Consider the following 14610-nt stretch of genomic DNA (forward strand, 5'->3'; position numbering starts at 1 on the left):
TCGATCGCGAGGCGATTGCGTTCCTTCGGCCGATCTCAGCAGAGGGACGTGGTCGTTCTGAATCGGGGATCAGGAGGGGAGCAGTCGTGGATGAGCGACGCTATCCCACAAATCAAAGCGAAAATCCGACCCACCGCAGATGAGACAGGCCGACAAAATCGGAATTTTGGCAGGGCCGGCTCAGCCGATCTGGGAGGTTCGGCTCAACCAACGCGCGGAAAATATCACAGCACATGTGCATTCTCAGCCAAAGCCGATGGCGAAGGCCGTCGCTTCGAGCAGGGCGATCATCTCGCGTCGCTGGAGACGTCTGGCGAGGGGGGCAAGAGCCGGAGTGGGCTTTCCGTCACGGCAAAGGGAAATAAAGCCAAACGGGTTCCATTGATTGCCGTTCAGCAGGTGATCTCCCAAGGACCGATCCGGCAAGGTGGCCAGCAGGCGGCGAACTGATTCGGCGAGCGGTTCGAAGATCGAGTGTTGACCGACTCGTCGGAACCAGTAGGACGCATTGCCCGAGTCGGGTTCGCGGCGATGGGCGATCCCGTGCCAGTACGCCGAGACGGCCCGCTCGCCCAGGCCATCGGCCTGTTGCGCCGCCTCGTGGCTGGCTTCCCAGAAGTCGTGGATCTGAAACAGCCCCGCGACCAGGGCGAGCCGGGCCGACCTTGGTACTGCGGGGAGGAGTGACTGCCAGGCGGAGTCGGACAGAGCCGGCTCGAGCCAGGGCCGCGAAGGGGGGGACTGAACCAGTCCGACCCCCTCCGCCTGGTCATCTCCCAGCGCGGCATGCCCTAACGCCGCGATCAACCCGGCCGGTGTCAGGTTCAAGGCAGCAATCAACTGCTTCGGCGTTTCACCCGCTTCGAGTCGTTCCAGAACCAGGTCGAGCGTGACGCCGGAACTGAAGCGGGGCGAAACCCCTGGACGACAGTCGATAAGCCCCCAGATACCGCTCATTCCCGACCCCTCCCTCTTGGATCCGCACAGGGCCGATCCCGGGAACTAGCTAAAGAAAAATCTAATGATGTCCTGATACATCACGTAGACCATCAAGCAGAGGAGCATGCCGATCCCGATCCAGCTCCCGACGATCATGGCCGAGTCAGGCAGGGGGCGGCCGCGGACTTTCTCGCCGATCAGGAAGACCATCTGCCCTCCATCGAGTGGAGGTATTGGCAAGAAGTTCAAAACGGCGAGGTTGATGCTCAGAATCCCGAGGAAGTGGACCAGTTGGGTCAAGCCGGTGTCGGCTTGTGAGTAGGCCACGCTCGCGATCATGATCGGCCCTCCCAGGAGTTTGGGGCTGACCCGTTTCTGAGCGAGGCTTCGGAGCATGGCATAGATCCGAAGAATGTTGTCAACCGTATCGTCGAACCCGCGACGGAGCGACGACTGCACGCTTTGGGGCGGAAGGGTACGGATGCTGGTTCTGAACTGGAGACCGCGCCAGGGGTTGTACCAATCCGGATTGAGCCGGGGCTGGAGTCGAACCGGCTTCGAGGAACCATTAATGGTGAGTTCGACATCGCGAACCGGCTCAGTCTGAAGCAGGCTCATCGCGTGGGGCCATTCCAGGCCCTTCTCGCTCAACGGGATCGGATCCAGTTGTGCTTCAACCGACTTATCAACCGGGTTCAGCGTGATCTTTCCAAGGATGTCGCCGACCCTCAGCCCCGCCTTTTCGGCGGGAGATCCCGGGTCAATCGCGGCAATCTTGGTGCGGATCGGGTAAGCAAGACCAAGTCCGGGGATACCGAGCGGTGCCGACGGGAAAAAGACGAGGCCATACGGCGACCGGTCGGGAGTCACCTCGATGGTGACTTCCGTCGAAGCGCTGTCCGACCCTGGACGCTCCACCACGAAGGTCATGGTTTGTTCCGCTCGATCGAAGCAAAGTTCGGGCAGGCGCATCGGATCAAAGTCGGAATTCCCATCGACTTTGATGATCCGGTCTCCGACCTGGAACCCCGCCTTGGACGCCGGCGAGTTGGCCTGGATGCTGGAGATCGGTTCGTTGGTCAGGCGGAACCCAAAGTCCAGCACGTGGTTGGCCGGGAAAAGTGCCTTTACCTCTTCGCGCTTCGCTGACTTCCCCTTGGCGGTCTCGACGCGACGCTCGAAGAGGTGGACCAGAGGGACACTTCGATGGGTTGCCAGCTTTGCTCTCAACGCCTCGGCGTTATCAATCGTCTCCGCTGCCACCCCCTCTGGGCCAAGTGCGATGAGCGTGTCCCCCGACTGGAGGCCGAGGTCCGCCGGCTTGGGAGGCGGCGAGATTCCCACCGGTTTCCCGACGGGAGGTTTGGCGAGTGTCAGGCTGGCTTCCTGAGCGACGCCGATTCGAGGGACGTCTTCCGATTCTTCACGCCTTGGCTCGATCGTGATTGGAATCGTATCCGTCTGGCCAGGGCGGGCGATCTCGAAATCCACCTTCTGTCCCGCGCCGCTCAAAGAAACCTTGAGCATCATGGAACCGAAGTTGACGTCGCGTCGGCCGTCAATGGCCACAATCTCATCGCCCGGTCGGATCCCGGCGTCATAGGCGGGTGAGCCCGGCTTGACGATGCCGATCATCGCGGGCACTTCCTCCATGCCTTGTCCGTAGGCATAAACGAAGCAAGCCAACCCGAGCAGGACGTTCATGATCACGCCGGCGGAGATGATCGCCATCCGCGCCCCGACCGATTTGTTCGGATAGGCGCGGGGGTCGGTGGTTTTGTTCGCCTCGTCGTCAGGCGACTCGCCGAGCATCTTGACGAAGCCACCCAGGGGGATTGCTGCTAGCACATATTCCGTTTCTCCCCGGCGGAATCCGACCAGGGTCGGACCAAAACCGATGGAGAATTTCTCGACCTTGACCCCATTCCATTTGGCCAGGAGAAAGTGACCGAGTTCGTGGAGAAAGATGACGAACCCCAAGCCAAGCGCGACCTTCAAAATATTCCAAACCGGTGTCAAGATCTCCAACGTCTTACCTCCTGCCGAGCCCAGGCGTCGACCACCCAGAGTTCGTCGAGTGTGGGCCTGGGATTGAATGTGTGGTTATCAAGCACCGCGCGGCACGCGCGGGGAAGGTCGAGGAAACCGATTTCGCCATCAAGGAATCGAGCGACCGCAGCCTCATTCGCGGCGTTCAACGCCGCCCCCGCGGTCCCACCCCGACGCATGACCTCGAATCCCAACTCCAGACAGGGGAACGTCTCGCCGTCTGGCGGCTCGAAGGTTAACGAAAACGACTTGGTCAGGTCGAGTAACGGGCACCCACCCGCCACTCGGTCGGGGTAGGTCAAGGCAAACTGGATCGGCAATCGCATGTCGGGAGGGGAAAGCTGCGCAATCACGCTTCCATCCACGAACTCCACCATGGAGTGGACGATCGATTCGGGATGGACGACGACTTCGATCTGTTCGGGTTTGAGATCGAACAACCACCTTGCTTCGATGACTTCGAGCGCCTTGTTCATTAACGTGGCGGAGTCGACCGAAATTTTCGGGCCCATTTGCCAGGTGGGATGTCGGATGGCTTCGGCGGCGGAAACCTCGGCGAGTTCCCGGCGCGATCGGCCTCGAAATGGTCCGCCCGAGGAGGTCAGGATGACCCGACGAACTTCTCGATCCTGCCCGGAGCGAAGCGCCTGGAAGATGGCGGAATGCTCGCTATCGACCGGCAGAATTGATCCGCCCCGTTCTCGAGCGAGATCCATGACCAGCGGGCCGGCCACGACGAGTGTCTCTTTATTGGCGAGAGCGACGATCTTACCGGCTTCGAGAGCCGCCCAGGTGCTCTGGAGGCCGGCAGCCCCCACGATCGCGCTGAGGACCCGATCGGTCTGTTCGTCCTGGACCATCGTGATGAGGCCGTCCTGTCCGGACAGTACCTCCACGCCGGTCCCACTCAATTGCCCATTGATGCAGGCAGCGGCTTGGGGATCGGTCAGCGTGATATATCGGGGGCGACACGCTCTTGCCTGGTCGACGAGAGCTTCCCAACTGGTATGGGCGCCCAGGCCGTACGCTCCCAGGCGCGCACCCCCATCGTGTTCGATCACGCTCAGGGCGCTTCGGCCCACGGAGCCCGTCGAACCCAGGACCACGACATTCGTCAATTTGACGCCCGAATCCATCGGCGTTCTCGGCTCCTGGCCCGACATCCGTTGTATCTCTAAGTAGGCCAAACGGAGCCGTCGCACAGGGCAGGCCGAGCAGACCCTCGTCCGCCGATTCCCCCGCGGACCGTCCGGTCGTTTACCTATTGGCTCACTATAAGAATTCTAAGAGAAACCGGCAAGCCAGGCCACGGCCAGGACGATCGGTAGGCTCGGCTTGCGATTGCGAGTCGGGCCGGAACTCTCGGGCAACAGTCGGAGCGAACGACTCGCCCTGGTCGGTTGGTCCTGTTTCGGGGCAAGGGTTGAAAAGCTTGACCACTCTGGATGAAGTAGAGGGGTAACTTGACGCTTGGTCCGGGGGGGATTCGACTCCTCGAAAACATTCGGAGCGATCGATGACAGGCCTTGGACGAATCGTGCCCGTCGGGCTGTTCCTGCTCTTGGCGGGCTGTGCCGACTCCGCACCCAATATCGAGATCACGACCGGGCCCCCCGGTTACGCATCCACGGCGGGAGACGAGGCCAAGCGACCGATTCGCCTGGATGCGGCTTCAACTCCCGAGCAGCTTTTTGACGAGGCCAAGCGGGCTGCGGATATGGGCAATCTCGGAGGCGCATCGGCGTTACTGGAAGAGGTGGTGAAGCTCGAGCCAGGAAATCGCGAGGCGCTCGTCATGCTCGCCGCGGTGGATCAAGATCGAGCGAGTAGCATGGACTCGCCCAAGAACTCGCGGACCTATCTGAGGTCAGCGGAGGTGATTCGCCAGGTTCAGAGCCAATTCAAAAAGCTGAACCCAATGGAAACCAACCTGTTCCGCGCGGCCCTGTTTAACGAGGCCCGAATCCTGGCTTCCGAGGGGAAAGCCGAAAAAGCCGTCGAGGCCCTCAAAGGATCCATCGAATCGGGCTTCTCGAATGCAGAGAGTTTGCGGAGCGACAAAGCCTTCCATTCCTTGCAAGAACGGGCCGAGTTCAAGGAACTGATCGCGAAGGTTGAGGAGTCCGCTCGGATTCAAGTGAAAGCCAAGGTCCAGGCGCTCTTCGCGGAAACCAAACCATTCGCCTTCGACTTCAGTCTCCCGAACCTCGAGGGGAAGACGGTCTCCTCAGCCGACTTTCGCGGAAAGGTCTTGGTCGTCGACTTTTGGGGAACCTGGTGCCCACCGTGCCGGCGGGAGATCCCCCACTTCATCGACCTTCAGAAAACGTACCAGGACAAGGGCGTGCAAGTCGTCGGCATCAACTATGAACAAGTGCCGCCGGAGAAGGTGAACGAGACGATTTCCGCCTTCGTCAAGGAAAACAAGATCCCTTATCCATGCCTGATCGGTGATGATAAAACGCAGGAACGTGCCGGGGGCATCGAAGGCTTCCCGACCACCTTTTTCATCGATCGCACAGGCAAGGTTCGCGCCAAGCTGGCCGGTCTCTTCGATATGGAAGACAGCATTTCCCGCCTGGGGATGGAGGAAATCGTCAAGACACTCCTGGCTGAAGAAGCCTCCACGTCCACCGAAACACCGTGAACGCCTGCGGCGACTGATCGATTCAGGGCGAATCTCGGAGCAGGCCAGAGTGGGAGCGGGACTCGATTCCCGCCCCTCTGGCACTGGTCGTCGGGGGCGGCGAACTCGCGAATTGACGAAGGTCTTGAAGACGAATTGACGATTCCGGCAAGTTCCTCTAAAGTCCGGCCCTCCGCTCGGACCGCTGATACTCGAGGAGGGGCCATGGACTGGCGATTGAACGTTCGTCGTCTACTGATCTCGGTGTTCCTGGTCGTCCATCTCAGCGCAACTTTGCTCTGGGTGCTCCCCCCCTGCCCGCTCCGGCAACGGACGACCAGCCTCATTTCTTACTACATCCTGCCGCTCGGATTCTGGCAATACTGGACGATGTTTGCTCCCGATCCGGTGCAGAACACGTTTACTCTCGAAGCCGAGGTCGTGGACGCGAAGGGAATTCGAGCCGTTTTTCCCTTCGTTAAATTGGCCGACTACACGGCCCTCCAGGGAATTCCCCGATTTCGGCACTCGAAATATGCGGCGAACCTGAGTGTGGATGACTTCGAGCTGCCGCGCAAATACGCCGCTCGCCACGCGGTTCGCCAGCTCAACCTGCCCGCCGACGCTTATCCCGTGGAAGTTCAACTCGTCTATCAGATTCGGCCCACGCCACCGCCCGGGAATCCCGTCGACCTGATGACCCCGACGCAACGATCGCCCTTCCCGACGACATATCAGTTCGCGAGCGAGAAGGAGGTACGGCCATGAATCCATTCCGCGTGTGGAACCGATTTTGGTTCGGCCCGATCTCGGCTCGCCCGTTGGGAGCCTTCCGCATCGTCTTCGGCCTACTTTGTTTGGCCAACCTCGCGTTCATGTCCTTCGAGCTCGACTACTGGTTCACGAACACCGGCCTGCTGCAAGGAACCGAGGCCCGGGAAGTTGCCGGAGCGCTCCGCTTCTCCCCGTTGCAATGGGTTGACGACCCGCTGACCGTCCGCCTCTTTTTCGGGGCAACGGCCGTCGTGGTGGTCCTATTCACCGTGGGCTGGCACACGAGGATCATGGGGGTCTTGCTCTACCTCACGTTGCTCTCGATCCACCACCGGAATATCGTGACCAACTGCGGTGTCGATACGCTCGTGCTGATCATGGCCTTCTACGCGATGTTGAGCCCTTGTGGAGCCGCCTTTTCACTCGATGCCCGGCGGGCGGCCCGCAAACGAGGAACGCTCGCCGAACCTTTGATCGTTCCTTGGGCTCAACGTCTGATCCAGTTGCATCTCTCGCTGATCTACTTCGACACGGCCGTCCTCAAGTGCAATGGGGGAACCTGGCTCGGGGGAACGGCACTCCACTTTGTTCTGAGCAACACCGAAGTCGGCCGCTCACAACTGATGTGGCTGGTCGAGTATCCGTTGGTGATCAATCTCCTGACTTACATCGCCCTGGCCGTCGAGTTCGGACTTGCCGTTTTCCTCTGGTTTCGACCCACTCGGGTTTGGATGGCCCTTGCGGGACTCGGGCTGCATGCCGGAGTTCTCTTTACCGTGAACGTGCCGATCTTCGGCGAGGTCATGACAGCCTGCTACCTTGTCTTCCTCGCGCCTGACGAACTCAACTCGTTGATTCGCTGCCTGAACCCCCGATCCTGGTTTCGGCGTCGGAGTGAGACCGGGGCGCCGCTCGCCAAAGTTCCCGGCCGTGTCGATTCTCCGTCGGGACTGGCGGGACGACATCAATTCGATCCCGCACTCAACCGGATCCGTGCCGCGATCGGAACGGGTGAGGACCACTTGGAAGATTGAGAGTCTGAACATCCCCTTGAAGGCCATGGCCAGTCTGCGGCTGGGACACCCGTGGCCTCCGGGGAGCACCATTGCTTCCTCGCAATCGCCACCAACGGTGGTCGCCGTCCGACTCGATCGAGTCTGTTCTTGACATCCCCTCATGCTTCGAAATTCCACGGTCACCTCGATTCTCAAGGCAATGGATATTTCGGTGGGTGCCCCGGGTCCTGGTGGAATGAGGTGATCGGTGGACCCTGATTCAGGCCTGAAATCCTTGACCGAAGTCCCTTCTTCCCAGCATCCCTGACCACCACACTCAGCTAAGACGCCCTCATCGGCTCGTCCGTTTAGAATGACGCAGAGGAATTTTTCGCCATATCCTTGACATTCGCCATGGGGCCCTACCATTATTGACCTTGCTCTTCATCGATTGGGCTGACCTGCGGAACGGAGAAGCCCCAAGAGATTAGAAGTTCGAAAGAACAACCGCATTCCCGGCGTTTGTGAAGACGCCTTGGATTGATCGTCTCGCATCATCCTGGTTCGGCTTTCTCGGAAGTCGTTGATCCCGGAGGACGTGTGCGCCGAGGATTCGCTAACAACACCGATCCTCATTGCGCTTTGATCGAGATCTGGTCACTCCTACAAGCGGAGATGCCCTGATGGTCCTGCCACAATCGCTCCCTCGTCCGTCGCAGGCGGGTTTACTTGCGAGCTTTCGAGCAACGGAATCTCGATCTGGAGACGCGGGGGTCGATCCGCATTGCGGTGTTTGGCAACGCGAGCCGATTGATCCCGAAGGGCTGCGGAAAGACCGTGCTTCCAGCGTGGGCGGACGTCCCGGGTCAACGCCTCAGGCATGCCGTTGACCCTTCTGGCTGGGGCGGCGCTGGGCGAATTGATCCTCTGGCTACCCCTTTGCTGGGGACGGAGAACCGTTCGAGGAAGGTTGTGACACTCCCCTGACGCTTGGAGGGGCTAACTTCCGATTAATTCGGGGCTAACGTTGTTCGGGTTTGATCGGCCAGAGCGAGGCGGCAGTCATTCTGTTCAACCTCTTCGGTGCCCGCGTTTCAACAGACATCGTGGCCATCGGCAGTGCGGTCGTCTGACAACTTGTCCTAGCCATCGCGTTACGGAGGGAAGGCGATTGCATAAGTTCACCTACCCGGGTTTGCCCGCACCAGCCGGATCGTCCCGTACCAATCGCCAATGCGAGCAAGGCTCTTTGAGCTCATTCGCGGGCCATCGGACGCGGTCGTCGCCATGCCTCCATGATTGCGAGAATTTGCTTTTGGATACACAAACTTGTTCGGCATCGAACTTGCTAGATTTCTTTCACGCGTGGTTCTCCCACGCTGTTCGGAGGACTTTCGCAGGTCCTGCAGATTGGTTCTCATCGGCATCGACACCGGGCCGGTTGTCCTTGGATCCCAGCCGAGAGCAGACTGGATTCGGATGAAGCATTGATCCTGGCGAACAAGTCACCTGATTTACGTGAGCCGACAGGTGTTCGGACAGATTGGGTGAGTCGGTCGCCTGATTTCTCCGTAAGTGGCCTAAGACTAAGGCCAATCCAAAAGAGTGCTTTCGACCACGACATTTTGCGAAATTGATCAAAGTTTTGGTTCCCGTCCATTTCAGACGCCTCGGTACACGCGACACCTTGGAATCGTGACTGACCAAGAAGTACACAAATTTAATTTTTTTGTTGACTGCCCGTGACAACGTGCTGACAATCCCCCGAAACTAGGTTGGAGAATGCACGGTAACGCGGCCATCGGCTCTGCCACTCCGAAGTTCGGATTTCTCAGTTCTGTGGTTGTTATTGCGATCCGGTCGACCTGGGTTACGAATCGCACGATAAAGGAAGGGGTAAAAACCGAGTGGGGCGGCTCGAAGAACGGCCCCCCAATTGCAAATGACACGATGGATCGTCTTATAACGGGCTGAATCGGGAACGCAAGAGGTCGAATCATGCCGGGGCGTACATTTGTGGTCGTGCCTCGGTATGCTTCAAGGCGAAGGAGCCTCGACGATGATCGGTCATTTCAACGAACTGCTTCGGGCGACCGCTGATGAAGGAGCGTCTGCCTCGATCGGTGTGTCACCGAGCCGCTCAGCCGAAGAGATCGATGAGCTTCTGGAGGCTTGGTATCAAGAGCGACAGGAACGTATCGAGACCGGTCTATTCCTGGACGCGGCTCAACACCTCCTAAAACGGATCATTCGCGAGGGGCGTGTCACACCCGCGAGCCAGCGGAAAGCCACCAAGCTCTTGCTCGCGATTGAAGCCACTAATCAGGAGGCGTAGTCACAAATCCATCATGAGTGGCACGCGTCCGTTTGTCTCGATCCGCTTCACTCCACGATCGCGGTCCTGTGTGGAGGGTGAATTGATGCAAAAGGCCGAGGCAAGCCTCATGTCTCGGTTCCTCGATTGATTCAAAGCGGTCTTCTGACAGATGGGACGCGGAACGTAGGCTCAGGCTCCCGACCCCTCGGACCTGCCCGAACGGAATTGGGGCCAATTACAGGGCCAGCGCACACTAAAGTGTTGATCCGGCAAGAACTTGCAGAAGAAAGTCGTCACTCCAACCGCAACTGCGTCGTTTCATCACCAGACTGTCACGGCCCGGATGTTGCTTCAATAGCGACAGTGTCAGGCGATTGAGCCATGCGAAATTCTCGCGCAAGTGCTTCTCTCGGATTCGCGACTCGTCCTCGCGATAGGTTACATCGAGACTCCAATGACAGGCGCTTTCGATGCCCCAATGGCTCCGGACGGCGTGGGCGAATCGTTTCGCATCGACATTAAGACTGCTGATATAATAACGCACTTCGGACGTTTTTTTCCCGTTCCGGACACAATCAGAGACCACGACACCGATCGACTTCAGCCCCTTCCATGGCTTGAGCCCCGGCAAACTTTCTGGCACAGCCATCTGAATGTACGTACGCGTTTCGGCTCGCCCATGGGCCGTCTCGCTGGTCTGAAGCCGACTCGCTTTGACATCGGCGAAATCGTTCTCCCATTCTTTGTTGATCGCTCCCATAACAGCCTGGTGCAACGTCTCCTGGTTTCCTTTCAACGCCAGCACATAATCCGCCTCGCCCTCAACGATTTGCGAGGCGATCGCCTTTTGTGTCCCCATCGCGTCAATCGTGATGATCGCTCCCTTGATGTCCACAAGCCGCAGTAACTCGGGGATGGCCGTGATCTCGTTGGATTTCTCGGCGCAGGCCACTTGCCCTAACGACAGGCCAAATTCGCTGGCCCAAACGCTGACCGAATGGAGAGCCCCTAGACCGTTCTTGTGATCGTGACTTCGCCGCAACGTTTTTCCATCAATCGCCAGGATCGGTTGCTCGACGCCGGTCGCCGCAGTGGCCGCATCGCGCAAAGATTGGAGCCAGTTTGCGAAACAGGCTTGAAACGCGGCGGGCTTGAGGATCATCAGGACGCGACGAAAGACATCCTTTCGTGGGACACCACGGGGTAGGTCCAGGAGCTTCACGAGGAACTCCTCCTTCATGGCGGCCCACTTGGCGATCGCGGTCGGCCCGGCGGCACCAGCGAGGACCGCCATCAAGGCAATGACGAGCACACTACTCAGAGGATGCTGGCGGTTAATAGTGGAGCGAGGGTCCTCCAACTCGGCGAAATGCTGAATGATTTCGTCAATGTCGTTTTGCTTGATATTCGCCATGGTTGACCCAAGTGCGTCGTAGCCGTAAAAATCTCCCAGAGAATGTATACAAATAAATCGGCCAAAGCGCAAGCGTCATAAACTGCCAAGCCTACGCAAAATGCGCGCTGGCCCTGGGGCCAATTATAAGGTGGGAGCCCGTTCTCGTTTTCCTCCCTGATTCGTAACGCCCGCGAGAACCGCTCAATTCTCGAGGTGGTCCCCCCCCCACGTCGCGATGGGCACGCGCCCCAAAAAGCTCCCAGGCATACTTCAATTGTTCCCGTCCTGGTCGGCTCCGTCATCGTTCGCTCGCACGAACCCTTCGGTAGAGATAAGCGAAACTTCAGAGTGATCCGGCGCGTGAACACGAATTAGGGCTCTTGCACGAGAGTCCACCAGCGTGTTTTCGCCAGCGCTGACGCTGGATGCGCACCCAAAAACGATTGGATTTCTTTGAAGATTTCTGCCGACCACTTAAGAAGCGGGCCGGTGTGAAAACGCGTGAGTTGGCCACGTCGGGGATGGGTTGATGCGGAGAATCGAAACGATTCTTTCCTTGGGTCTCGGACTTGGAATCAGCGGAGGAGCCATCGCGCAGGATGATGCGCTCCCGTTGCTCCCGCCGTCATCCGCGCCATCGGAAGCGACGTCGAACGATTCATCGTCGTCGTTGGTCGAGCCAAAGTCCTCCACCGGTCCCGATCGTCGTGCCGTGCTCGCAATCCCCGGGTTGAACAACCGGAGCGCTCCTCGGCCACGACCGGCCATCCCCACTCCGGAATCGGCCGGTGCGAGTACCGAAAGCGATTTTCCCCCGTTGGTCGGTCCGTCGGAGATGCCAGAGTCGCGCCGTAGGTTGAGTTCGGTTGCGCGACCGACCTCCGAAGTCAGCAACCGGCCGTTGGTGCTCGAGTCGATACCGCAAGGCGAAGAGTCGGAAGCAGCAACACGATCGACGGCTCCTGGTACACGTCGCAACGCGTCGAAGCCGGTGGCACCGTCGCCGACTCCGGCTCCAAGGCGAGCCCCCGGCTTGTTCGGCCGGATGTTTCCGACGCCGTTCGCTGCCCCACTCGGCACTCCACGGGCCGGCACCTCCGATTCGATCAAGGTGGAACCGAGAACGGACCCGGCCTCGGACGCCGCATTGAAGCGCCGGATCGAACACCAGATCCGTCAGAACTTTGGTGATCGCCTGCGCGACGTTGAAGTTCGTGTGGTAGGCCGCGAGGTGACCGTTCGAGGAAGAGCGACTCGTTTTTGGCAACGTCGCGGTTTGCAACGCTCGCTCGAATCGATGTCAACGCTGTCTGGCTTGCGTTCGACGGTCGAAGTCGACTGAGGGAAGGGAGAAGGGGGAGTCGTGAGCATGCCGTAAGGACACGGCCCCCTGCTGCTTCCATGGGAAAGGCTTTCGCCCGCGAGTTCCTCGAAGGAGCGCGGGCGAAAGGCAAACCGGCCAGGCTGATTCTCACACGGGTTCCGAGCGATTCGTTCATTGTTCGGCACCCGCGCTCGAGGGAGGCCACGATGTGGCTCCCCACCGATGCCCTGATCAGTAGCGCAGGTCCGTGGGCGTGCCGACGACGATCTGTTTGATCTCGCCAATGATGCCCGCGGGAACCCCGATGACGGTGGCCGCGGCTGCTTTGACCACCCGGTTACTTCCCGAGTTGTCATAATATTCACGCGGTTTGATGAATAGCGGGTGACGGTCGACCCAAGTCATCTCGCGCGCCGGCTGAGTCTGGACCACGGTCGTACCCGGCTCGGTCGGCGGCAAGAGAGTGGGTTCCGCCGACGCCATGCGCCGAGCGGACGTACCCGACTGGCAGCCTGTCCCCAAGACGATCAGCGAAACTGCCAACCAACGATGACCACGCATGAGATCCCAAACCTTTCGGGCCGTTGCCCCGCTTGAAGGGGTTGCTCGCCCTCGTCAATGCAAGGATAGCCGATGCACCGCCCACGAGGCGGTCTCAGGGGCGGACTGGTTCTCCGAAGGTGACGCACCAATACGATGTGCCGCCTTCTCCGGTTGCAAAAGAAGCACCGGCCTGGGTGTACGGACCGAGAATATTCCGCCGGTGCCCAGGACTATTCATCCAAGAGTTCATCAAGGTCTCAAGGGTGAACGCTCCGGCGGCAACATTCTCGGCCGCACGCCGATACTGATATCCTTCGGCTTGCATTCGTTGAAACGGGGAGGACCGATCGCTTCCCCTGTGGCTCATTTTTCGCCGTGAGGCCATATCGGCAGCGTGCCGGCTCGCTGCGGCTTCGAGTCGAGGATCCACCGAGAGCGCGGGGAGTCCCCGCCTCGCTCGCTCACGGTTATGAGCCTCAATCAGTCCGGTGAGCGTATCGCCGGGGCTCTCCGGCATGGCCGTATCGCGCGGAACCGCAGCCCGAGGAGCTAGGTTAGTCTGCGCCAGACAGCCAGGCATGATTGCCAACATCGCGGCCAACACGCGGAACCTCCTTTGCGGGATAACAGGGCACACCATGGACGAATCTTCGTCCTCGACTTCCCTGGGGAACGAGCGATTCCGATCGGCTCCTAACGATCCCGTAACGATTCAACTGGTCGTACCGGCCGCAATGCCCGATAATGTTGGTTTCTCGTGGGATGTCAGCGTGATCAACGGGAGTTTGCCCGAGGAATGAAATCCGAGAACCCAACGCGCCAATACGTCGCGTTCGACCTGGAAACCACCGGGCTGGTGGCAGAAACCGACCGAGTGGTCGAGATTGGCGCGGTCCGGTTCGATGCCTCCGGTCATGAACTCGGACGGTTCGAATGTCTCGTCCATCCGGAGCGACCGATGTCGCCCGCCGCCCAGGCGATTCACGGAATCTCCGACGCCGACCTCGTGGGCGCTCTACCCGCTCGAGACGTTTTACCTCAGTTTCTCGAATACCTTGGCGACCCTCGGACAACCCTGCTTCTGGCTCACAATGCTGCGTTTGATGCAGGCTTTCTCGGCCGCGAACTTGCCCTGATCGGCAGAGACGCCTCGGAGTATGCCGTCGTCGACACGCTTGCGCTGGCGAGGAGAATGATCCCGGAGGCACGCGATCATCGCCTCGACACCCTCGCCCGGTTGTTCAGTCTCGACCCCGACGGACCTCATCGGGCCTTGGCGGATAGCCTGCGCGTCAAGGGACTCTGGCTCGCCCTGAATGGTGCAACCACGCCTGCCGAATGGTTGGTCTCCTATCCGATCATCGACGCGCGCGGTGGGATGCCCGCTCCAAACGGTTGGGACTTGCTCAACGAGGCGATCGCGCAAGGCTTGGTCATCCGGATGGAATACGCGGGCGGATCACGTGGCCCTGCTCCTCGCGATGTCACTCCGCGCGGTTTCGCCCATCGGGGAGGGGTCGCCTACCTGGTCGCGTTATGTCACCTCGATACCTACGAGAAGTCATTCCGGCTCGATCGGGTCACCCGCTACCAGGTCGTTCCTCCGAGCGAGATGACGACGGCCCCCACGGCTCCGGAGGCGTAAGC

11 protein-coding genes are annotated in these 14610 nt (G+C 59.7%); 5 read left to right on the top strand and 6 right to left on the bottom strand.

What is annotated here, in order from left to right:
* Positions 1–243 precede the first annotated feature (243 nt).
* The 3 genes from V5E97_RS34395 to V5E97_RS34405 are packed head-to-tail and all read right to left on the bottom strand — an operon-like array spanning position 244 to position 4124.
* Positions 244–957: a hypothetical protein gene (locus V5E97_RS34395; RefSeq protein WP_406696053.1), complete on the bottom strand. Its 714-nt coding sequence runs from the start codon at positions 955–957 to the stop codon at positions 244–246.
* A gap of 45 nt (positions 958–1002) precedes the next feature.
* Positions 1003–2967: a site-2 protease family protein gene (locus V5E97_RS34400; RefSeq protein WP_406696054.1), complete on the bottom strand. Its 1965-nt coding sequence runs from the start codon at positions 2965–2967 to the stop codon at positions 1003–1005.
* Positions 2955–4124 (bottom strand): 1-deoxy-D-xylulose-5-phosphate reductoisomerase, encoded by a 1170-nt coding sequence (locus tag V5E97_RS34405; RefSeq protein ID WP_406696055.1) that lies wholly within the window; start codon positions 4122–4124, stop codon positions 2955–2957. The genes V5E97_RS34400 and V5E97_RS34405 overlap by 13 nt, the downstream gene beginning before the upstream one ends.
* Positions 4125–4504: 380 nt before the next feature.
* Between V5E97_RS34405 and V5E97_RS34410 the strand changes: the two genes are divergently transcribed.
* From V5E97_RS34410 to V5E97_RS34425, 4 genes are all read left to right on the top strand, one after another.
* The gene (locus V5E97_RS34410; protein WP_406696056.1) at positions 4505–5635 is read left to right on the top strand and encodes a redoxin domain-containing protein; all 1131 of its coding nucleotides are present in this window, start codon (positions 4505–4507) and stop codon (positions 5633–5635) included.
* A gap of 204 nt (positions 5636–5839) precedes the next feature.
* Positions 5840–6382 (top strand): hypothetical protein, encoded by a 543-nt coding sequence (locus tag V5E97_RS34415; protein WP_406696057.1) that lies wholly within the window; start codon positions 5840–5842, stop codon positions 6380–6382.
* Entirely contained in the window at positions 6379–7422 is a 1044-nt protein-coding gene (locus V5E97_RS34420; RefSeq protein ID WP_406696058.1) for an HTTM domain-containing protein, read from the top strand. The genes V5E97_RS34415 and V5E97_RS34420 overlap by 4 nt, the downstream gene beginning before the upstream one ends.
* Positions 7423–9442: 2020 nt before the next feature.
* The gene (locus tag V5E97_RS34425; protein ID WP_406696059.1) at positions 9443–9718 is read left to right on the top strand and encodes a hypothetical protein; all 276 of its coding nucleotides are present in this window, start codon (positions 9443–9445) and stop codon (positions 9716–9718) included.
* A 235-nt stretch (positions 9719–9953) separates the two neighbouring features.
* Here V5E97_RS34425 and V5E97_RS34430 read toward each other — a convergent pair whose 3' ends face one another.
* From V5E97_RS34430 to V5E97_RS34440, 3 genes are all read right to left on the bottom strand, one after another.
* Positions 9954–11114, bottom strand: coding sequence for an ISAs1 family transposase (locus V5E97_RS34430; protein WP_406696060.1), 1161 nt, complete (start codon positions 11112–11114; stop codon positions 9954–9956).
* A 1537-nt stretch (positions 11115–12651) separates the two neighbouring features.
* The gene (locus V5E97_RS34435) at positions 12652–12981 is read right to left on the bottom strand and encodes a hypothetical protein (protein ID WP_406696061.1); all 330 of its coding nucleotides are present in this window, start codon (positions 12979–12981) and stop codon (positions 12652–12654) included.
* A 94-nt stretch (positions 12982–13075) separates the two neighbouring features.
* Positions 13076–13603: a CAP domain-containing protein gene (locus tag V5E97_RS34440; protein WP_406696062.1), complete on the bottom strand. Its 528-nt coding sequence runs from the start codon at positions 13601–13603 to the stop codon at positions 13076–13078.
* Between the two features lie 156 nt (positions 13604–13759).
* Between V5E97_RS34440 and V5E97_RS34445 the strand changes: the two genes are divergently transcribed.
* Complete coding sequence (locus tag V5E97_RS34445; RefSeq protein WP_406696063.1) at positions 13760–14608, top strand: exonuclease domain-containing protein; 849 nt, start codon at positions 13760–13762, stop codon at positions 14606–14608.
* The last annotated feature ends 2 nt before the right edge of the window (positions 14609–14610 follow it).

The organism is Singulisphaera photorubra, from assembly GCF_045290345.1.
Lineage (GTDB): Bacteria > Planctomycetota > Planctomycetia > Isosphaerales > Isosphaeraceae > Singulisphaera.

Coding starts and splice junctions, on each gene's coding strand:
- V5E97_RS34440 (WP_406696062.1), bottom strand. CDS start 13,603: ATGGTGTGCCCTGTTATCCCGCAAAGGAGGTTCCGCGTGTTGGCCGCG.
- V5E97_RS34435 (WP_406696061.1), bottom strand. CDS start 12,981: ATGCGTGGTCATCGTTGGTTGGCAGTTTCGCTGATCGTCTTGGGGACA.
- V5E97_RS34425 (WP_406696059.1), top strand. CDS start 9,443: ATGATCGGTCATTTCAACGAACTGCTTCGGGCGACCGCTGATGAAGGA.
- V5E97_RS34405 (WP_406696055.1), bottom strand. CDS start 4,124: ATGGATTCGGGCGTCAAATTGACGAATGTCGTGGTCCTGGGTTCGACG.
- V5E97_RS34430 (WP_406696060.1), bottom strand. CDS start 11,114: ATGGCGAATATCAAGCAAAACGACATTGACGAAATCATTCAGCATTTC.
- V5E97_RS34415 (WP_406696057.1), top strand. CDS start 5,840: ATGGACTGGCGATTGAACGTTCGTCGTCTACTGATCTCGGTGTTCCTG.
- V5E97_RS34420 (WP_406696058.1), top strand. CDS start 6,379: ATGAATCCATTCCGCGTGTGGAACCGATTTTGGTTCGGCCCGATCTCG.
- V5E97_RS34395 (WP_406696053.1), bottom strand. CDS start 957: ATGAGCGGTATCTGGGGGCTTATCGACTGTCGTCCAGGGGTTTCGCCC.
- V5E97_RS34410 (WP_406696056.1), top strand. CDS start 4,505: ATGACAGGCCTTGGACGAATCGTGCCCGTCGGGCTGTTCCTGCTCTTG.
- V5E97_RS34445 (WP_406696063.1), top strand. CDS start 13,760: ATGAAATCCGAGAACCCAACGCGCCAATACGTCGCGTTCGACCTGGAA.